The organism is Pseudovibrio exalbescens DSM 16456 (genome assembly GCF_000422785.1).
Lineage (GTDB): Bacteria > Pseudomonadota > Alphaproteobacteria > Rhizobiales > Stappiaceae > Pseudovibrio > Pseudovibrio exalbescens.
This window is the reverse complement of sequence record NZ_AUGS01000005.1, coordinates 63384-82281: the sequence shown is the minus strand read 5'-3', so window position 1 is coordinate 82281 and position 18898 is coordinate 63384. Positions and strand designations below refer to the sequence as shown.

The following is an 18898-nucleotide window of genomic DNA, read 5'->3' as shown; positions in this document are numbered from 1 at the left end:
TCGCCCGCAATGACACTTCATTCAGAACTAAAAGCAACGGTGCCTGCAGGCAGGCCAAATGACAACAGAACCGACACATCGCACGCGAACCTGTCCGATGACGCCCGGCGTGTCGCGGAGGAATTGCGTACGAATACAATTTCTCGCAAGGTGCTTGATGGATCGGTTCGCCTCATGGACGCCACATGCGCCATGGGCAGCGGATATCTTGCCTACATCCTGACCAGCGGCAACAGCCTGCCGGATCCAATGACAGCCGGGGCACTCGTTGCCGCGCCCATAATGGCCATTGTCCTGTTCCAGATCGCTGATCTTTATCAGACAACACTTATGCGCCGCTCAGGGGAGCAACTCTCGCGATTGGGCGTGGCCTGGGCACTTGTGTTCGCCGGATTGATTGCTCTGAGCTTGCTTTTGGTGCCTGCGGAGGCAATACCCAGCTCCTTCCTGTCAAACTGGTTCCTGTATGGCGTTGGCGCCTTGTTGGTAGCCCGGTTGATACTGAACAGGCTGGTACGCAAATGGATGACGGAAGGTCGCCTGAACCGCCGTGCCGTATTGATCGGAGGCGGTAACGCGGCTGCAGAACTGATCGCGGAACTGGAGCGCCAGGCTTTCAATGACATTGATATCTGCGGGATATTTGATGACCGTGGCAATGATCGCTCTCCGCCTTCCGTTGCTGGATATCCAAAGTTGGGCACAGTTGCGGACTTGGTGGAATTTGCCCGCATTGCTCACATTGACATGTTGTTGGTCACCATCCCCTTGCGGGCAGAAAAGCGCATCTTGCAACTCATGAGCACTCTGTGGGTGTTACCGGTGGACATTCGTCTATCTGCACATACGGATAAGCTTCAGTTTCGCAAACGCGCTTCCTCTTTCGTCGGAACTGTCCCCTTCGTTGACGTTGCACAAAAGCCGATCACGGATTGGGATACGATCATCAAGCGTGTTTTTGATCTGCTTTTCGCTGCGTTGGCGTTGGCCTTGCTCTCGCCCGTCATGCTGATCACGGCGCTGGCGATCAGACTGGATAGCCCCGGCCCTGTCCTGTTCAGGCAGAAGCGATACGGGTTCAATAACGAACTGATCGAAGTGTTGAAGTTCCGCAGCATGTATCACGAGAAGACCGACGCGAACGCCGCCAAGCTTGTGACCAGAAACGACAGCCGCGTGACCCGAGTTGGCCGTTTCATTCGCAAGACATCCATTGATGAACTCCCGCAGCTTTTCAACGTACTGGGTGGGTCGTTGTCGCTGGTCGGTCCCCGTCCACATGCGCTGGCTGCCCGTGCAGACAACGAACTTTACGAGCAGGTGGTTGATGGCTACTTCGCCCGGCACAAGGTGAAACCCGGCGTCACCGGGTGGGCCCAGATCAAGGGGTGGCGCGGCGAAACCGACACGCAGGAGAAAATCCAGAAACGCGTAGAACACGACATCTACTACATCGAAAACTGGTCGGTCTGGCTCGATCTCTACATTCTGCTGCGTACGCCCTTCAGCCTCTTCAATACCGAGAACGCCTATTGACCTCGACGAGCAACCATATGCGGCCAGCGACACTGGCGCCACATTGGGTGCTGCGCTTCAATCACGAAGCGCCAGCACGGTGGGCGTTGTTCGCGCTGATTGCCATCAGTGGCCTCGTCATGATCGAACCATCACCCTATGACCTTTTGGTGCTGGGCCTCATCTGTTTGTGGACCTTTGCCGGAATGGAGCTCCGGCGTGCGCAGAGCCCCTTGTTCATCTTCCTCAGCCTGTGGTGTGCGGGCGGAATGCTGGCCATTACGGTCTCTTCGGATGTCATGGTGGCAGCCCGCTATATCGCCATCTCTACCTTCCTCGTTCTCTCATCCTTTCTGTTTGTTGCGGTTTTGACCCAGGATCTGCGACGCCTCCACACCATTGAGAAGGCCTATATATTCGCTGGCTTGTTAACGGCTATCGCGGGAATTGTAGGCTACCTAGACCTTATGCCGGGTGCGTTTGAAGCTTTCACGCGGTATGGACGTGCCAAAGGGGCATTCAAGGACCCAAACGTTTACGGTCCGTTCTTGCTACTGCCCACTCTTTTGCTCACCTACGATATCCTTACCAAACCACTTTCCAAAACGAAGGTCCGCCTTGTGCTGCTGGCTGTACTGGTGCTTGGTATTTTCCTGAGCTTTTCGCGGGCGGCATGGGGCATGCTGCTGCTTTCCGGCGGCCTGGTCTTTCTCCTGACTTTCGTCAACGAACCGCTGAAAAGCCGGCGCTCGAAAATGCTCGGGTTGCTCGGACTGGTCTTTCTGACCATGGTGGCTCTGTTGGCCATTGCATTGAGTATTGACGAGATCGCCAACATGTTTTTCCAGCGCGCAAAACTGGTACAGGACTATGATGCTGCCCGCGTTGGCCGCTTCGCGCGTCATCTCATTGGGTTTCAGATGGTGACTGAGCGCCCGTTGGGGCTGGGTATTGGTGGGTTCACACAGATCTTCCCTGAGGAAGAACATAATGTCTATCTGAAGAGCTTTACCACCTACGGTTGGCTGGGCGGCTTTTCATACGCCACACTCATCGTGCTTACATTGGTCAAGGCCACACCACTGTTGGTCAAACCTCGCCCCTATCAAAAATACGTCATTTGCTTCTTCAGCGCCTTTCTCGTTCACACCATCGCTGGTCTAGTGATCGATACCAACCACTGGCGTCACTTTTATCTGATCCTTGCCGGGCTTTGGGCCTTTATTGCAACGGAGTCGGCCCTCCAATCCGCCCGCCGTTTTCCACTAGCTTCGCACTCCAGCACATCTTCTGTCTTGATCAAATCAGATGAAGCAGGTAACTAGACGCTCATGCAATCGCACAGAGCGTTGCAGAAGGGCATCCGATCATACAGGATGCACCTCACATGGACGGGCAGTAGCGCAGCTTGGTAGCGCACTTCACTGGGGGTGAAGGGGTCGTCGGTTCAAATCCGGCCTGCCCGACCATTAAAATCAATGACTTAGCATGAAATTAGTGAAGTGCGCTTGGGTACATATGTACCGTCAAGAGGCAATACCACATTTTCATTTCACCTTAAAAGTGTCTCAAGCACACCTTGCTATCTTTGGCAACTGCTCCACTCTTTCAAACAGGAGTATGAAGAGTAGACGCCAGCATGACATCTCACAGCAAATCTAACTTGCCACAGAAAATCTGCATGACATGCGGCAGGCCATTTTCCTGGCGGCGAAAATGGAAGAGTTGCTGGGAAGAAGTGAAGTATTGCTCTCAGCGGTGCCGAAGAACGAAGATAGCTCGATGATGACCGACCGCACATTGCTCGTGAACGCGCTTACTTACGCCGGTGCCCTGCCTTTCGCAGCCATGCTACTTGCTGTTTTGCTCGGGGTGAACAACCTGCCCTTATTGGGCTCGCCAACCAAGGTCAGCCTGATCTACGGTGCGGTTATTGCTTCATTTCTGGCGGGCAGTCATTGGGGAATCTTCATCGCGTTCGGTGACAAGATCGGTTCTGCCGTGGCAATCATTTCAAATTGCGCTGCCATTCTGATCTGGATAAGCGTTTTGATCTTTCCAGACGTCCTGTCACTTTCTGTATTGGCGTTGGTATTTGCAGGGCTGTTGCTGGTGGACTTCAAACTCGCCAAAGCTGCCGCAATCACACAAAGCTACCTGACCCTTCGAATAAGAATAACCAGCCTTGTAGTGCTCTTGCTTATTGGGCACGTCTGGGCGCTGTAGCGTGATTTATCGCGCCTGATCGAGCATACGTTTGCATTCCAGCAGCTCGAACAATGTCGATTGCAAGAGGCGAACCTCCTCCTTCGTCATTCGTCCCGCTTCATCCTGACCCGCGCGATCTGCACCGCGCAACCGATCCATGAAACGCAAGGCTGACGGCGCTGATCCGCTGTCCTCTTCATCATCCGTATCAGACAACAACCCGGCTGGCAGAGGCTCTTCCGGTTCCGTCTGATAGGAAGGCGCAGCGGGCTGATCATGAACCGGTCCCTGTTCAAGTTCCGTGTCATCTGCAGCAAACAAATCGCCATCTTGTTGGCTGTACGACAGCTCTTGATGGGCAGAATAAGATGGTGAAACCGGAGTCGGATTAGCGTCCTGGCGCGGTGCAGGTGCCGACGACTGCGCCTGTTGCGGTTGGGTAGCGATCCCAACAGCCGTGTGGGCCGCAGGATTTTGTCCGATCTCCATGACGAAACGAGCGCCCTGCTCCCGTAAGATGCGCTGCACGCCCTTGATCGTGTAGCCTTCGCCATAAAGCAGATGACGAATGCCCGCTAGCAACTCCACATCTTCTGGGCGATAGTAGCGGCGACCGCCTCCCCGCTTCAGCGGCTTGATCTGTGTAAACCGGGTTTCCCAGAAACGCAGCACATGCTGAGGCAGGTCAAGATGCTCTGCCACTTCACTGATGGTTCGGAAGGCGTCAGCGCTTTTATGCACGATTAACTTCGCTCAATCTCGGGATTTCAGAGTGGGAGATAGGATCAATCACTCTCTACGAGCGCGTCATTGATCCGTTGTTTCAGAACGTTGCTCGGCTTGAAAACCATCACGCGGCGGGGAGAAATCGGCACTTCTTCTCCGGTCTTGGGATTACGCCCGATCCGCTCACCTTTCGAGCGCACCACAAAGGAGCCAAACGAAGACAGTTTAACGGATTCGCCACGTTCAAGACTGGTCGAAATCTCAGAGAGAACTTTCTCGACAAGCTCGGCAGACTCGGTCCGTGACAGACCCACTTTCTGATAGACAGCTTCACACAGATCAGCACGGGTTACCGTATGACCAGCCATAGTACCCTCCTTCACCGCACAGGTTCTTGGGAATATAGATAGTTCTCAAGGGGATACGGTATTGTCTTCCCTCGCGTTGGTCAACAGCTTATACGCAACCTCAGCGCTCATTAGGGCCCATGAAGCCGCCAATTTACCAGCGCAGCAGAACTGCACCCCATGTAAAGCCACCACCCATAGCCTCCAGCATGATCAAATCACCCTTTTTCACCTTGCCGGCCTGGACGATAGAATCAAGCGCGAGCGGAATTGTAGCCGCAGACGTATTGGCATGTTCACCAACCGTAACAACCACCTTTTCCGGAGCAATACCCAGTTTCTTGGCGGAGGCGTCGATGATCCGCTTGTTGGCCTGATGGGGCACGAACCAGTTCAAATCATCCGCGGAAAGTCCGGTTGCTTCAAAAGCAGCTTCGACAACGTCAGTGACCATGCCCACAGCATGCTTGAAAACCTCACGCCCTTCCATGCGAAGGTGACCTGTGGTCTGCGTGGAAGAAGGTCCTCCGTCCACGTAAAGCTTTTCCTTGTGGCGACCATCCGAACGCAGATGGCAGGTCAGAACACCGCTTTCATTGATGTCCGGTGCACCTTCAACTGCATCCAGCACGATCGCCCCGGCCCCATCTCCGAATAGAACGCATGTGGTTCGGTCGTTCCAGTCCAAAAGGCGGGAAAACGTCTCCGAGCCGATTACCAATGCGCGCTTGGCAAGACCGCCGCGCAAGTAAGCGTCCGCAGTAGTCACGGCATAAACAAAACCAGAGCACACCGCCTGAACGTCAAATGCCATGCCATGAGTAATGCCCAACCCGGCCTGAACAGTCACCGCCGAAGCAGGAAAGGTGTTGTCCGGGGTGGATGTCGCCAGAATGATCAGATCGATTGTCGAAGCATCAACACCTGCATTCTCCAACGCGGCCTGTGCGGCCTTGATTGCCATGTCGGAGGTTACTTCTCCTTCAGCGGCCACATGGCGCTGATGAATGCCTGTCCGCTGGACAATCCACTCATCCGAGGTATCAACCATCTCGGCGAGATCAGCATTGGTGAGAACTTTTTCCGGCAGATAGCTGCCACAGCCCAGAACTACAGAGCGAAATGCGTTCACGATCAACCTTCCAGTCCTTCATCAGCGGTCGTGATCTTGCCGCGATGATAGTCCCCGATGTCCTCGGAGATTTTCTTTATGAGTTCGTTTTTGGCCATGTCGTAGGCAAGTTCGACCGCTGAGGCAAAGCCCTCGCCGTCTGTTCCGCCGTGGCTCTTGATGACAATGCCGTTCAACCCGAGGAAAACGCCGCCATTCATCTTGCGCGGATCCATCTTTGCGCGCAGGCGATCGAAGGCGCCTTTGGCAAACAGATACCCGATCTTGGCAAAGATCGTGCGCGACATGGCTGCGCGCAGATATCCTGCAAGTTGTTTGGCAGTACCCTCTGCGGTCTTGAGAGCGATGTTGCCAGCAAACCCTTCAGTCACGACAACATCCACGGTACCCTTGCCGATATCATCACCCTCGACGAAGCCGACATATTGTAGATTAGGAGGCGACAGATCGCGCAACATACGCCCGGCGTTGCGCACCTCTTCCACGCCTTTGACTTCTTCTACACCGATGTTGAGCAGGCCAACCGTCGGTTTCTCAATGCCCTGGATTGTGCGGGCCATGGCCCCGCCCAGAATGGCAAAGTCGATAAGCTGCTGTGAATCGGCACCAACGGTAGCCCCAACGTCCAGAACAATGGACTCACCACGCATGGTTGGCCAGATCGCAGCAATGGCCGGGCGCTCTATGTCCGACATGGTTCGCAAGCAGAACTTGGACATGGCCATCAAGGCACCGGTGTTGCCAGCGGAAACCGCAACATCGGCATCGCCCGCCTTTACCGCAGCGATGGCTTGCCACATGGACGACTTGCCCCGCCCCTTGCGCAGGGCTTGGCTGGGCTTTTCGTCCATTTCAATGGCCACATCACTGTGAAAAACGCGGGAGCATTCCTTCAAGCGCGGATGGTTTTCCAGCAAAGGCTCGATTACGGCCTTGTCACCAAACAGCAAAAACTCGATGTCGGGGCAGCGCTCCAGCACAATGGCGGCACCCGGAATAACCGTCTGGGCGCCGGCATCACCGCCCATGGCATCAACTGAAATCCTAATCTTTCCAGACATATGCTGTCGCTAATCCTGTTACGTCTTGCACACACCGCACAACAAAGGCTGTGAAGCGTTTGATCACCGGGTCCGTGTTGAGATGCAGCATGCGGGCGCAAGATACCCGTTTCATGACAACACGCAACATCTCTTTGGCTGCCCGACCCGATTTTAGTTTTTCAAGTCCTTCTTCAGCGCCTCCAGCGCCGCAAACGGAGAAGGTTCGCGCTCATCTTCGGCTTCCTCTTCCTCCGGGTTCGGCTGATAGGCTTCCTCCACCTCAACGCCCTCGGCCTTCGGATACAGATCTAAGCCCAACGCAAACTGCTCACAGATAACAGCCCCAAGGTCAATCTGCTGACCGGAAAAACTCTCTGGCGGATCTTCCGCTTCAAAATCAACCTCAATATCCAGATCATCCTGTGAGGACTTGCGCCGCTTTGAACCATCATCCTCCGGCAAAAAGGTTCGTTCAAAGCTCTCCTCGATCTGCGTGGTCACCGGTTGCAGGGACACAACACAGGACTGAACGGTTTCTGCGATGATATTCCCCTTTACGGCAACACCCGCCTTGCGCCACCGCCGTACTTCGACGTCGGCCTTGAACACCGGCAATTCCAGAAGCTCATAGGTTTTCTTGAACTGTTCGCGCGTGGCCTCATCAAGTTCAAGGGTCAATCTGATAGGTTTTTCCCCGAGTTTTGCGAGGGAAAAGGGATAGTGCCACGGATAAGGTGCAATGCTCATGATCTACTGCTTCTTCTGGGCTTGAGGGTCAAGCGGTGCAAAGGCAACGTGGCCGTTGCGGATCTCGGTTTCGGGCAGTTGCTGCAAAACCTTCAAGGAGTGCTGCATGTAGTCTACAAGGCGCTCAGCTGCAACAACCTCTTCATGCCCACCATAGATATTTTTGAGGAGGGCTTCACTCAAGGCCTTCCTGTTTCCGGTGACGAGACCTTCACTGTAGGAAGAAGACCGTCCGTAAAACGACTCTGTCATGGCACGAATACGGCGGCGAACCCCCTCATCCCCAATACCCAACTCACGCATGCTTTGATCCATATCCTGAAAGAACAGATCAAACACCTGCTGAGCAAAGGTCTGAGCCTCACGCCCCTCGTTCCGCAACCGATGAAAAACGAGGAACGCATGTAAAACGATCATCTCGAAGCGCCCTTCCGAGGTATCGGGAACGCGAAGATCTGTATAAAAATGGGGCTGGCGCGCTTGTGCCACGATCTGCCTGTAAACACTTCGAATTGACGAATCGTCGCGACGCCTAAAAATGCCAAAGATCATGAGACCTCATTTGCGATCCGGAGTTGCTTTGTTGCCTGCCACGCGCTAGGCACAAAAACAAGGAAAATTTAAATCGCTTGCAAACAGGGGGCACACCGAGGTTTGCAAGCCAACGGGATGTTTGGAATGTTTGCATTTGTTCGCCGTACGGCACTACTGGCTTGCTTGGCGCTGCCGCTTGGGGGGTGCTTCACCACAACACTCAATCACGGGCAGGTGATTTCTCCAGACGCCCTCTCGGAAATTCAGGTCGGCTCAAGCCGTGAGCAGGTGGAGTTGTTATTGGGATCTCCATCCACCACATCCAACCTGAACGGAGAAGCCTATTATTACATTTCTCAGAAGACCGAAACCACAGCTTTTTTGGCGCCGGACGTCGTGGATCAACGTGTCGTCGCGGTCTATTTCGATCAGGACGGTTTTGTGCGTGACATCGCCAACTTCGGTATGGAAGACGGTCGCGTGGTTGACTACCTGAACCGCAAGACCCGGACTGGTGGTGCAGATTACGGCTTCCTGACGCAGATCCTGCGCGGAGCACAGAACCCGACACTGGGCCTGTAATACGCCACCACATTAACAAGACCCGATCTGAACCCCGCTGCCGCTCCACGGTGGCGGGGTTTTCCTTTTGCTCAATGCGAACTGGAATAAAGCACCTCATTTGCGCGCTGTTTGTGCGCCAAGCTGTGAGGATAGGGTTTTGAAATAGACGCCCGCGAGAACCAATAGGAAGATGGGATGGGAGTGACCTCCCCCCACAAGCAGCGGCTTCTTCTATCTTGCATATACCGCCAATAACGGCGCCGGCGCATGGCTTCCCTCCACCCAAAAAAGAAGGCGACCCAAAGGCCGCCTTCTAGAAGTCTCACAGATACGATTGCTTCTTACTGGTGAGCAAGAACTGCCAACAGTAGCAGAGCCACAATGTTTGTGATCTTGATCATCGGGTTGACTGCAGGACCAGCGGTGTCCTTGTAAGGATCGCCAACCGTATCACCGGTTACAGCAGCCTTGTGGGCGTCAGAACCCTTGCCACCGTAGTTTCCATCCTCGATGTACTTCTTGGCGTTGTCCCAGGCACCACCACCAGCGGTCATGGACAAGGCCACGAACAAACCGGTAACGATCACACCCAGAAGCATGGCACCCAGCGCCGCAAAGCCGTTTGCCTTACCGGCAATGGCATTGATGGCGAAGAAGCACACGATTGGGGACAGAACAGGCAGCAGTGACGGCACGATCATTTCACGGATCGCAGCGCGCGTCAGCATGTCGACGGCGCGGCCATAATCAGGACGCTCCTCGCCCTTCATGATGCCCGGCTTTTCCTTGAACTGACGACGAACTTCCTCAACCACCGCGCTTGCAGCACGGCCAACGGCAGTCATTGCAATGCCGCCAAACAGGAATGGCAACAGACCACCGAAGAACAGCCCGACAACCACGTACGGGTTGGAGAGTGAGAAGTCGAGCGTTTCAGAGGTAACCCCCTGAAAGTAGCCGTACTGATCACTATTTGCCGCAAAGAACTTCAGGTCCTGCGTGTAGGCAGTAAACAGCACCAAAGCACCCAGACCAGCAGAACCAATCGCATAGCCTTTGGTTACTGCCTTTGTGGTGTTACCCACTGCATCCAGCGCATCCGTCGTGTCGCGCACCTCAGCAGGCAAATCCGCCATTTCCGCAATACCGCCGGCATTGTCAGTCACCGGACCAAAGGCATCCAGTGCCACAACCATGCCCGCCAATGCCAGCATCGTCGTTACCGCAATGGCGATACCGAACAGACCAGCCAGCTGGAAGGTCACAATGATACCGGCAATGATGACGATTGCAGGCAGCGCAGTCGCTTCCATTGAAATGGCCAACCCCTGAATCACGTTGGTACCGTGACCTGTCTGAGAGGCACTCGCGATAGACCTCACTGGACGGAAGCCTGTACCGGTGTAGTACTCGGTGATCCAGATGATCAATCCGGTAATGACCAAACCGGAGACACCACACAGGAACAGCGCCATGGGTGTGAAGCTAAAGCCGGTTGGCAGGGTCAAAACCACATCCATTCCGCCAAACACCCATGAGGTGATCGGATAGAGCGCAATCAGGGAAATGACCGCCGTCGCGATGAAGCCTTTGTAAAGCGCACCCATGATAGAGTTGGACTGACCCAGCTTCACAAAGAAGGTGCCCGCGATGGACGCCACGGCGCAAACGCCACAGATTACCAGCGGATAGACCATGGCGGCCTGCAGAACGTCAGAACCCGCGAAGTAGATGGCCGCCAACACCATGGTTGCAACCAACGTTACCGCGTAGGTCTCGAACAAGTCGGCAGCCATGCCGGCGCAGTCACCCACGTTGTCGCCAACGTTGTCGGCAATCGTGGCCGGGTTGCGCGGGTCATCTTCCGGAATACCGGCTTCCACCTTGCCTACAAGGTCACCGCCAACGTCCGCACCCTTGGTGAAGATACCACCACCAAGACGGGCAAAGATGGAGATCAGGGATGCACCAAAGCCAAGAGCAACGAGCGCGTCAATCACAGCGCGCGACGTCCCGGCATACCCCATGATTTCTGTCAGTATGTAGTAATAGACAGCAACACCCAGCAGTGCCAGGCCGGCAACGAACATGCCGGTGATGGCACCGGAACGAAAGGCGATGCTCAGGCCAGCGCCAAGGCTCTGGCTAGCAGCCTGCGCTGTACGCACGTTCGCGCGCACGGATACAAGCATGCCGATGAAACCGGCTGCTGCGGACAGGATCGCGCCGATAGCAAAGCCGATGGCAACCGGAATGGACAGAAGGAACGCAACAATGGCGAAGATAACCACGCCAACGATCGCAATTGTAGTGTACTGGCGTGTCAGGTAGGCCTGTGCGCCCTCCTGAATCGCGCCAGCGATTTCCTGCATGCGCTCATTGCCTGTATCAGCTGCCATGACGCTCTGGATGGCCCAGATGCCATAGACGACTGAGAGCAGGCCGCATACGATTGTAACTAGAAGTTCAGCCATTTACCCTCCCCTAGGGTTAGATTGCCACTTTAATAGCGTGCTTTTGAGCAAATCAAGTACCGTCTTTCCTAGTAAGTACTGCGTAGAAAGACGGTATATGGCTGGAACTATCCGTCAAGAATGTTTTATGGGGTAGTCCTAGGTAACACGTATGTTGACATCACGTAGGCATCCCCGACTTTTCTCATGCAATACTTTCGCTTTTCTCTCTAAGACCAAGCCAGAGTAACGCAATCAGGCACACCGCAACGAACGGGAACACCATAGTGTTCACGGTCTCCCAGCCAAATGAATGCAAAAGCTCCCCTGAGGAAAAAGAAGCAACCGCCACCAGACCGAAGACAAGAAAGTCATTCACCGCCTGAACCATGTTGCGTTCTTCATTGCGATACGATTGAGTCAGCAAAGACGTGGCCCCAATAAAGGAAAAATTCCAGCCAAGGCCAAGTAAAACAAGTGAACTCCAGAATATCCAAAGCTCCAGTCCGGTGAGCGCAACCAGCGAACAAACCACATAAAGCGCGAATCCCAAGCCCATTATTTTTAGAGCGCCAAATCTGGCAATAAGATTCCCGGTAAAGAAAGAAGGCCCGAACATTGCCACAACGTGCCATTGTATGCCCAGTGCAGCATCTGTCTCTGTAAGGCCACATGCAACCATGGCAAGCGGCGCCGACGTCATGACCAAACTCATCACGGCGTAACTGATCATCCCGCACAGGACCGCCACTGAAAATCGGGGATCCTGCATGATTTGTGCAAACGAACGCCCTTTTGGTACATCAAGGGCTTCCCTTGGCTTGACGAAGGGTACTTTCACGTTCAGCACAACCACAAAGGCAACCAGACTAAGACCGGCCTGCGCGAGATAAGTACCGGCAAAAATGAAAGGTTCGAATAGATCCTTGGTCCAGATAACCGTTTGCGGTCCAATGACTCCGGCCGCTATTCCGCCCGCCAGCACCCAGGATATCGCCTTTGGCTTGAATGCGTCGCTGGCCGTATCGGCAGCCGCAAACCGAAATTGCTGGACGAAGGCAGCAACAAGGCCCGTCCCCAAAGTAGCAACACACAGAAGATAAAAACTGCCCCAAAAAGCTGCGGCACTTGCAAGAAGCGCGAACACGCAGCCCAGCAACATGGAAATGGCAAAGCCAAACCGCCGCCCATAATGGCGCATGATCACACCCGCAGGCAGCGTACCAAGCGCCGTCCCCAAAACAAATGCGGTTACGGGTAGAGTTGCCAGCGATTTGTCCGCCCCCAAGAGACTGGCTCCAAGAATGGCAGAGGTAGCAAAAATGATTGTAGCGAATGATCCGCCCAAAGATTGCGCAACTGCCAGCAACAACGCGTTGCGTCGCGCCAGTTGATCGTCAATATGCCCTGCAGACTCAACGAGGGTCGTCATGATGTCCTCTCTCCTCTTCGGGCAAGAACACTAGACGATACAATCTAAGCAACAACCCTTATCTCAGGGTTTTCTCATAGACTTGTGGTTAAACGTGCCGATAGCCACCGGGGCCTTCAACAGCGACGACCGTGCCGCCTTTATTGAAACGCACCCCCGGATCCGCATCATCCTGCAAACCAAATCGGCCTATTTCGGTTACATGCGTTCCCGTTTCCCTCATGGCTGCAAGAAAAGCATCTCTGTCACGAGGTCGAACAGCGCACAACAGCTCATAATCATCACCGCCAGAGACGATCCAGGGCCAAATGTTCTGATCTGCTTCCAACCATCGCCTCGCAGCCCCAGACAATGGCAGGCTTTCAACAGTCACATCCGCGATCAAACCAGCGGCGCGGCACATGTGGCCCAAATCAGCGGCAAGCCCATCCGATACATCCATTGATGCAGCCGCAAACCGGGCAACTGCCGAATAACCTGCGGTGCGCGGCTCGGGTAACAAATACCGCTGCTTGAGATACGCAAGGTCTTCATGAGAAAGACCTGAGATCTCTGCCAGCTCCGGCTTCAGCCTCAATTGAAGGCCAAGCGAGGAGTCGCCCAAGGTGCCACTGAAAAAAATCAAATCGCCGGCCTGGGCAGTCGTCCGCCGCACAATGCCATCGGACGGCATTTCACCAAACAACGTGACCGAAAGAACAATCTTGCCCCCCGTGGATATGGTATCTCCACCGAGCAAGGATATATCATAGCGCTCCTGATCCGCAGCCAAGCCGGCACAAAACCGCTCGACCCAGTTCTCTGGCATGTCAGCGCCAAGACCAAGGCCAAGGACATACCCGGTTGGCCGAGCGCCCTTTGATACAATGTCGGAAAGATTGACCCGCAGTGCTTTCGCGGCGACTGCTTCCGGCGGATCGTCCGGAAAGAAATGCACACCGCTGGCAAGCATATCCTTGCTGATCACGAGGTCATGACCAGGCTGCGGGGTATAAGCGGCAGCATCATCTTTCAGACCTGCCGCTCCTTGGCCCGTCGCAAGCGGCGCAAAGAAGCGCTCTATCAGCTCAAATTCGCCCAACTTACGATCAGTCATCAATCAGCCCCCCTTTGGGGCATCATCAAATTCCGTAGTGCGCAGTTCATGCGCCAGACGGTTCAAAATTCCGTTCACCAGACGTGTTTCATCATGCTCGAAAAACGCCTTGCTCACATCAATGTACTCATTGATGATCACTCGGGCTGGCACATCTTTCTTGCGGAACAATTCCGCCGCCCCAACGCGCAAGATAGCCCGCAGGGTCACATCGATACGCTTCAGCGGCCAATCATCCGACAAGGCCTGATGAATGCGAGGATCGATCACACGTTGGTCTTCAACCACCGCCATCACCAGATCACGGAACCAGGCCGCATCAGCTTCCCGGTATTGATCGCCGTCAATTTCCTTGCCAAGACGGAAAGCTTCGAACTCGCCCAGCACATCGTTCATCTGCGTGCCAGCAACTTCCATCTGGTAGACCGCCTGCACAGCAGCAAGGCGCGCCGCGCCCCGCTTGTTCGCTGGACGGACTTCGACGTGCTTATTGTTATTGTCGTCGTGAGTCATTGATACTTGTCTTAAACTCCGAAGTGGTCGCGAATGCCGATCATGGCCAGACAGGCCTCGGCTGCGGCACCACCCTTGTTCTTCTTGTCAACGCTTGCGCGGGCCCAGGCCTGTTCCTGATTTTCAACGGTCTGAATACCATTGCCCACTGCCACGGCAGCATCGATCGTCAATTCCATGATAGCGCGTGCGGACTCGTTGCTGACGATATCATAATGAGTTGTTTCACCACGAATGACACAGCCTAGAAGAACGAACCCATCGTAATCGGCGTCTCCGTTCTCCATCGCAGCAAGTGCCATCGACAGTGCGGCAGGAATTTCAAGAACACCCGGCACTGCAATTCGAGAGACTTTGGCACCAGCACGATCAAGAGCCTCCTCGGCTCCCTCATAAAGTGCATCCGCAAGCTCTTCATAAAACCGGGCCTCAATCACGAGGATATGTGGAACGACACTCATGGCGGTGCTCTCTCTATACTGGTGAAACTGTTGGTCAGGAACCACGTCTGAGGTGGTTTGTCCAGACAATTTGATGACGCAGATGCGCCAATTCGACTACACTGTGAATTCTGCGAGTCGCGCGACATATCGCGACATCATATCAACCTCAAGATTCACCTTGTCGCCCTTGTGTCGACTCCCCCAAGTAGTAACGGCAAGTGTATGAGGTATAAGGAAAACCGAGAAAGTGTTTCCATCCGCTTCATTCACTGTCAGCGATGTACCGTCCAGACACACAGAGCCCTTCTTGGGAATGAACCGCGCAAATTCGGGGGCGCACTCGAACTTCAAGTAGACGCTGTCAGGATGCTCGGTCCGTTCGACAATCCGCGCGGTACCATCCACATGCCCCAGCACCAAATGCCCTCCCAGTTCGTCGCCCATGGCCAGAGACCGCTCAAGGTTCACTGAATCACCCACTTTCCAGTCAGCCACGGTTGTCAGCGCCAGAGTTTCAGCAGCCGATTCCACCTCAAACCACGCCTGCCCATCGTCTTCACCCCGGGCAATAACGGTGTGGCATACGCCACCACAAGCGATAGAGGCTCCGATGTCGATAGAGGCTGGATCGTAAGAGCATGCAATACGCGCCCGCCGACCTGCGGCAATATCTTCCAAGGCGACGATCTGCCCGAGATCGGTAACAATGCCAGTGAACACTTAAACGAACTCCTCAATTCGACCATAGTGCAGAACCGTATCCCCATCACTATGGCGCTCGACACGCCTAATAAATCGCCGGCTACGGTCCAATGCCTCAATACCCTCGCTCAGGAATGGCCGCAAGCCGCTTGCACTCACAGTCCCTTGTCCCTTGAAGATAAGGGCCTCGTCAATGACATTCTCATCCAACATGGCACGGGCAATGTGGGCTCCCCCCTCAACCATAACCTGCGACAGGCCGCGCATATACAAGGCAGACAGAACAGTATCAAGACAAACATGTCCATCGCGCAGGCAGTTGCTGCTGATCACCGTAACCCCGCACCGCTCAAGAGCGCTTACCCGATCTTCCTCTGCATCTTCCCCCGCAAGAAGCCACAGGGGCACGTCCTGACAGGATTTTACGAGCTTGGAGTTCAGAGGCAAACGGGCCCGACTGTCCATGACAATGCGAACTGGCGAGTGAGAAATCATGCCGGGCAAGCGACAGGTCAGTTCAGGATCATCCTCAAGAACAGTACCAATTCCCACAAGTATGCCATCCATCCGCGCCCTCAAGCCATGGACGAGGCGCTTGCTCAATGAACTGCTGATTGCAAGCTGCCCTTCTCCGGTCTGACCGATAAATCCATTATGAGAGATCGCCATTTTCAGAAGCAGATGCGGTCGTCCTTTTTCAATGCGTGTCAGGTGACCTTGCACTGCTTGCCGGCACTGCGGTTCCAGCACCCCTTGCACGACGTCGATACCGTGATCCTCGAGTATTTCTCGACCGCTTCCCGCAACAAGTGGATTGGGGTCGTTGAGGCCGTAAACCACGCGGGCGATACCGGCCTCCGCCAAGGCCACGGCACACGGTCCAGTACGTCCATGATGGGCGCAAGGCTCCAGGGTGACATAGGCTGTAGCACCACGCGCCCTTTCACCAGCTTGCCGCAGGGCCTGAACCTCAGCATGAGGGCCACCGGGAGGCATGGTTGCCCCCTGCCCCACAATGACGGATTGCCCTTCCTGCTGGCGTACGATCAATGCTCCGACAGGCGGGTTCGGCCAGGTGCGCCCCTGAGCGCGCTGCGCAAAAGACAGCGCGGCCGCCATAAACCGCTCGTCAACCTCACGTTGTTTGGGATCACCCGTGGTAGCGGGGCCGGAAGCAGCAACTGGCACGACTGTACCTCATCGATTTAAATTAGAACGATGAAACAGACTTAATCGCTTCTGGGCATAAGTAAAGGGTCTGCTTCCCCATCACTGAGTTCATCCAGCAGCGCTTCGAAGTCCTTGGCCTCGCGGAAATTCTTATAAACAGATGCAAACCGCACATAGGCGATATCATCGAGCGCCTTCAGCCCTTCCATGACCAGATGGCCGATATCCTCCGCCATCACATCACTCTCACCAGAGCTTTCCAATTGGCGTACAAGACCGCTCACCATGCGCTCAATGCGCTCTGGCTCAACCGGGCGCTTTCGCGTCGCAATCAAAACAGAGCGCATGAGTTTTTCACGATCAAAGGGCACACGCCGACCGTTGCGCTTGATAACGGTCAGTTCACGCAACTGCACACGTTCAAACGTTGTGAAACGCCCACCACAAGTCTGGCACACACGGCGTCGGCGAATGGCGGTGTTATCCTCGGTTGGCCGAGAATCCTTCACCTGAGTATCTTCGCCCCCACAATACGGACAACGCATCGGCGCTTGCTCCTATAATCCGTCAATTCCAGTCGTTGCTTAACCGCCGTAGATCGGGAAACGGCTGGTCAGCTTGATGACCTTTTCCTTGACCGCCTTTTCGACGGCCTCATTAGCCTCATCTGAGCCCGCCTCGCGCAGTCCATCTAGAACTTCGAGGATCAGCTTGCCCACCTCGCGGAACTCATCGGTCCCGAAACCGCGCGTGGTGCCTGCAGGTGTGCCAAGGCGAATCCCTGAGGTGATGGTCGGCTTTTGTGGATCAAGCGGTACACCATTCTTGTTACAGGTGATGTTTGCCCGGCCCAGAGCCTTTTCGACTGCCTTACCCGTCAGGTTCTTCGGACGCAGATCCACAAGCATCAAGTGGGTGTCCGTACCGCCGGAAACGATGTCCAAACCACCGTTTTTGAGCGTGTCGGCCAACACTTGAGCGTTCTCGACAACGTTCTTGGCGTAGGTTTTGAACTCTGGACGCAGCGCTTCGCCAAAAGCAACAGCCTTACCCGCGATCACATGCATCAATGGCCCACCCTGAAGACCCGGGAAGATCGCGGAGTTGATCTTCTTTGCAATGGCCTGATCATTGGTCAGCACCAAACCACCGCGTGGACCACGCAATGTTTTGTGAGTAGTGGACGTGGCAACATGTGCATGCGGGAACGGCGAAGGGTGTACACCACCGGCAACCAAACCGGCAAAGTGAGCCATATCCACCCAAAGATAAGCGCCTACTTCATCCGCGATGGCACGGAAGCCAGCAAAATCAATGTGACGGGAGTACGCCGAACCACCTGCGATGATGATCTGCGGCTTGTGCTCGCGAGCCATCTTGGCCACATCATCCATATCAATCAAACCGGTGTCGGTATCGATGCCATATTGGACAGCATTGAACCACTTGCCGGACATGTTGGGTGCTGCGCCATGCGTCAGGTGCCCACCAGCATCCAGACTCATGCCCAGCAGCGTGTCACCCGGCTTGGAAAGAGACATGAGAACGGCCTGGTTGGCCTGAGAACCGGAGTTGGGCTGGACATTGGCGAACTCACAGCCAAACAACTGCTTCACGCGGTTGATGGCGAGCTCTTCCGCAATATCCACGTACTGGCAACCGCCATAGTAGCGACGACCGGGATAGCCCTCAGCATATTTGTTAGTCATCACGGAGCCTTGGGCTTCCATGACTGCAGCCGAGACGATGTTCTCGGAAGCGATAAGCTCAATCTCGTTCTGCTGACGAGAGAGTTCCAGATTGATCGCCTCGAAGATTTCCTTGTCGCCCTCGGCCAATGAACCTGTAAAGAAGTCAGGGTACAAGGGTGTACTCACTTTGGTATCTGTCAGGGACATTGATAGGCCTCATCTTTAGTTTGTCGCAAAACGCGGCACCTCCACTGAAACCTCAGCAGCACGTGCGCAACGCTACGGGTCTGGGAGCACTCGTGCTATCACAGTCCCCCGTGCAAACCAAGGGTCACCCCTGCAGATATAGCCGGGCAACAATGGTCATCACCCGAATTTGCGCGGAATTTATGCGCTCTTTTCTCGCTCAAGACGCCGTTTCAACTTTTGCTTCGCAAGGGATTGCAAATGCGCCTGAGTGGCTTGAGCATCGCCTACCACCGAGACTTCAACGCCTGTACGCCCGCAAATGGCGCTAACCTTTACATACCGACCCATTGGCCGCATTTCGAAGTAGATTGTGTCACGGTCACTCACACCCAC

Annotated in this window: 21 protein-coding genes and 1 tRNA gene; 6 read left to right on the top strand and 16 right to left on the bottom strand. The window is 54.8% G+C overall.

Annotation, left to right across the window (positions count from 1 at the left end; translation table 11 throughout):
• The first annotated feature begins 9 nt into the window (after window positions 1–9).
• From G512_RS0105315 to G512_RS22020, 5 genes are all read left to right on the top strand, one after another.
• Complete coding sequence (locus tag G512_RS0105315) at window positions 10–1536, top strand: undecaprenyl-phosphate glucose phosphotransferase (protein ID WP_051268964.1); 1527 nt, start codon at window positions 10–12, stop codon at window positions 1534–1536.
• 17 nt (window positions 1537–1553) lie between these two features.
• The gene (locus G512_RS20090) at window positions 1554–2840 is read left to right on the top strand and encodes an O-antigen ligase family protein (RefSeq protein WP_051268962.1); all 1287 of its coding nucleotides are present in this window, start codon (window positions 1554–1556) and stop codon (window positions 2838–2840) included.
• Window positions 2841–2907: 67 nt separating this feature from the next.
• Window positions 2908–2984: transfer RNA gene (locus G512_RS0105305), tRNA-Pro, on the top strand.
• Between the two features lie 170 nt (window positions 2985–3154).
• The gene (locus G512_RS22350) at window positions 3155–3301 is read left to right on the top strand and encodes a DUF2256 domain-containing protein (protein ID WP_073833256.1); all 147 of its coding nucleotides are present in this window, start codon (window positions 3155–3157) and stop codon (window positions 3299–3301) included.
• Window positions 3232–3741, top strand: coding sequence for a DUF3429 domain-containing protein (locus G512_RS22020; protein WP_073833259.1), 510 nt, complete (start codon window positions 3232–3234; stop codon window positions 3739–3741). The genes G512_RS22350 and G512_RS22020 overlap by 70 nt, the downstream gene beginning before the upstream one ends.
• A 6-nt stretch (window positions 3742–3747) precedes the next feature.
• On the opposite strand, the gene G512_RS0105295 is transcribed toward G512_RS22020, so the two are convergent.
• The 6 genes from G512_RS0105295 to G512_RS0105265 all read right to left on the bottom strand — a co-directional run bounded on the left by G512_RS0105295 (window position 3748) and on the right by G512_RS0105265 (window position 8270).
• Window positions 3748–4464 carry a MerR family transcriptional regulator gene (locus tag G512_RS0105295; protein ID WP_028480815.1) on the bottom strand — a complete coding sequence of 239 codons (717 nt, stop codon included), beginning with the start codon at window positions 4462–4464 and terminating at the stop codon, window positions 3748–3750.
• Window positions 4465–4508: 44 nt separating this feature from the next.
• Window positions 4509–4817, bottom strand: coding sequence for an integration host factor subunit alpha (locus G512_RS0105290; RefSeq protein WP_028480814.1), 309 nt, complete (start codon window positions 4815–4817; stop codon window positions 4509–4511).
• A 133-nt stretch (window positions 4818–4950) separates the two neighbouring features.
• Window positions 4951–5928 (bottom strand): beta-ketoacyl-ACP synthase III, encoded by a 978-nt coding sequence (locus G512_RS0105285; RefSeq protein ID WP_028480813.1) that lies wholly within the window; start codon window positions 5926–5928, stop codon window positions 4951–4953.
• A gap of 2 nt (window positions 5929–5930) precedes the next feature.
• Complete coding sequence (plsX, locus tag G512_RS0105280; RefSeq protein WP_028480812.1) at window positions 5931–6989, bottom strand: phosphate acyltransferase PlsX; 1059 nt, start codon at window positions 6987–6989, stop codon at window positions 5931–5933.
• Window positions 6990–7142: 153 nt separating this feature from the next.
• Window positions 7143–7718, bottom strand: a complete 576-nt coding sequence (locus tag G512_RS0105270; protein WP_028480811.1) for a YceD family protein — start codon at window positions 7716–7718, stop codon at window positions 7143–7145.
• Between the two features lie 3 nt (window positions 7719–7721).
• Entirely contained in the window at window positions 7722–8270 is a 549-nt protein-coding gene (locus tag G512_RS0105265) for a ubiquinol-cytochrome C chaperone family protein (protein ID WP_028480810.1), read from the bottom strand.
• A 126-nt stretch (window positions 8271–8396) separates the two neighbouring features.
• Between G512_RS0105265 and G512_RS0105260 the strand changes: the two genes are divergently transcribed.
• On the top strand, window positions 8397–8834 hold the full coding sequence (locus G512_RS0105260) for an outer membrane protein assembly factor BamE (RefSeq protein WP_028480809.1): 438 nt from the start codon (window positions 8397–8399) through the stop codon (window positions 8832–8834).
• A gap of 323 nt (window positions 8835–9157) precedes the next feature.
• Here the strand turns inward: G512_RS0105260 and G512_RS0105255 are convergent, their stop codons facing one another.
• From G512_RS0105255 to G512_RS0105210, 10 genes are all read right to left on the bottom strand, one after another.
• Window positions 9158–11290: a sodium-translocating pyrophosphatase gene (locus tag G512_RS0105255; protein WP_028480808.1), complete on the bottom strand. Its 2133-nt coding sequence runs from the start codon at window positions 11288–11290 to the stop codon at window positions 9158–9160.
• A 184-nt stretch (window positions 11291–11474) separates the two neighbouring features.
• Window positions 11475–12701 carry an MFS transporter gene (locus G512_RS0105250; RefSeq protein WP_028480807.1) on the bottom strand — a complete coding sequence of 409 codons (1227 nt, stop codon included), beginning with the start codon at window positions 12699–12701 and terminating at the stop codon, window positions 11475–11477.
• Window positions 12702–12789: 88 nt separating this feature from the next.
• Window positions 12790–13797 carry a thiamine-phosphate kinase gene (gene thiL, locus G512_RS0105245; RefSeq protein ID WP_036488662.1) on the bottom strand — a complete coding sequence of 336 codons (1008 nt, stop codon included), beginning with the start codon at window positions 13795–13797 and terminating at the stop codon, window positions 12790–12792.
• 3 nt (window positions 13798–13800) lie between these two features.
• On the bottom strand, window positions 13801–14310 hold the full coding sequence (gene nusB / locus G512_RS0105240) for a transcription antitermination factor NusB (protein ID WP_028480805.1): 510 nt from the start codon (window positions 14308–14310) through the stop codon (window positions 13801–13803).
• A gap of 11 nt (window positions 14311–14321) precedes the next feature.
• Window positions 14322–14771 carry a 6,7-dimethyl-8-ribityllumazine synthase gene (ribH, locus tag G512_RS0105235; RefSeq protein ID WP_028480804.1) on the bottom strand — a complete coding sequence of 150 codons (450 nt, stop codon included), beginning with the start codon at window positions 14769–14771 and terminating at the stop codon, window positions 14322–14324.
• A gap of 96 nt (window positions 14772–14867) precedes the next feature.
• Entirely contained in the window at window positions 14868–15473 is a 606-nt protein-coding gene (locus G512_RS0105230; RefSeq protein WP_028480803.1) for a riboflavin synthase, read from the bottom strand.
• Window positions 15474–16643, bottom strand: a complete 1170-nt coding sequence (gene ribD / locus G512_RS20080; protein ID WP_208974950.1) for a bifunctional diaminohydroxyphosphoribosylaminopyrimidine deaminase/5-amino-6-(5-phosphoribosylamino)uracil reductase RibD — start codon at window positions 16641–16643, stop codon at window positions 15474–15476.
• Window positions 16644–16684: 41 nt separating this feature from the next.
• Window positions 16685–17170 (bottom strand): transcriptional regulator NrdR, encoded by a 486-nt coding sequence (gene nrdR, locus G512_RS0105220; RefSeq protein WP_028480802.1) that lies wholly within the window; start codon window positions 17168–17170, stop codon window positions 16685–16687.
• 39 nt (window positions 17171–17209) lie between these two features.
• Entirely contained in the window at window positions 17210–18523 is a 1314-nt protein-coding gene (glyA, locus tag G512_RS0105215; RefSeq protein ID WP_028480801.1) for a serine hydroxymethyltransferase, read from the bottom strand.
• 180 nt (window positions 18524–18703) lie between these two features.
• Entirely contained in the window at window positions 18704–18892 is a 189-nt protein-coding gene (locus G512_RS0105210) for a DUF6898 family protein (RefSeq protein ID WP_208974949.1), read from the bottom strand.
• Window positions 18893–18898: the final 6 nt, after the last annotated feature.

Coding starts and splice junctions, on each gene's coding strand:
- G512_RS22350 (WP_073833256.1), top strand. CDS start 3,155: ATGACATCTCACAGCAAATCTAACTTGCCACAGAAAATCTGCATGACA.
- nrdR (WP_028480802.1), bottom strand. CDS start 17,170: ATGCGTTGTCCGTATTGTGGGGGCGAAGATACTCAGGTGAAGGATTCT.
- thiL (WP_036488662.1), bottom strand. CDS start 13,797: ATGACTGATCGTAAGTTGGGCGAATTTGAGCTGATAGAGCGCTTCTTT.
- G512_RS0105255 (WP_028480808.1), bottom strand. CDS start 11,290: ATGGCTGAACTTCTAGTTACAATCGTATGCGGCCTGCTCTCAGTCGTC.
- nusB (WP_028480805.1), bottom strand. CDS start 14,310: ATGACTCACGACGACAATAACAATAAGCACGTCGAAGTCCGTCCAGCG.
- ribH (WP_028480804.1), bottom strand. CDS start 14,771: ATGAGTGTCGTTCCACATATCCTCGTGATTGAGGCCCGGTTTTATGAA.
- G512_RS0105270 (WP_028480811.1), bottom strand. CDS start 7,718: ATGAGCATTGCACCTTATCCGTGGCACTATCCCTTTTCCCTCGCAAAA.
- G512_RS0105265 (WP_028480810.1), bottom strand. CDS start 8,270: ATGATCTTTGGCATTTTTAGGCGTCGCGACGATTCGTCAATTCGAAGT.
- G512_RS0105315 (WP_051268964.1), top strand. CDS start 10: ATGACACTTCATTCAGAACTAAAAGCAACGGTGCCTGCAGGCAGGCCA.
- glyA (WP_028480801.1), bottom strand. CDS start 18,523: ATGTCCCTGACAGATACCAAAGTGAGTACACCCTTGTACCCTGACTTC.
- G512_RS20090 (WP_051268962.1), top strand. CDS start 1,554: ATGCGGCCAGCGACACTGGCGCCACATTGGGTGCTGCGCTTCAATCAC.
- G512_RS22020 (WP_073833259.1), top strand. CDS start 3,232: ATGGAAGAGTTGCTGGGAAGAAGTGAAGTATTGCTCTCAGCGGTGCCG.
- G512_RS0105260 (WP_028480809.1), top strand. CDS start 8,397: ATGTTTGCATTTGTTCGCCGTACGGCACTACTGGCTTGCTTGGCGCTG.
- plsX (WP_028480812.1), bottom strand. CDS start 6,989: ATGTCTGGAAAGATTAGGATTTCAGTTGATGCCATGGGCGGTGATGCC.
- G512_RS0105250 (WP_028480807.1), bottom strand. CDS start 12,701: ATGACGACCCTCGTTGAGTCTGCAGGGCATATTGACGATCAACTGGCG.
- G512_RS0105290 (WP_028480814.1), bottom strand. CDS start 4,817: ATGGCTGGTCATACGGTAACCCGTGCTGATCTGTGTGAAGCTGTCTAT.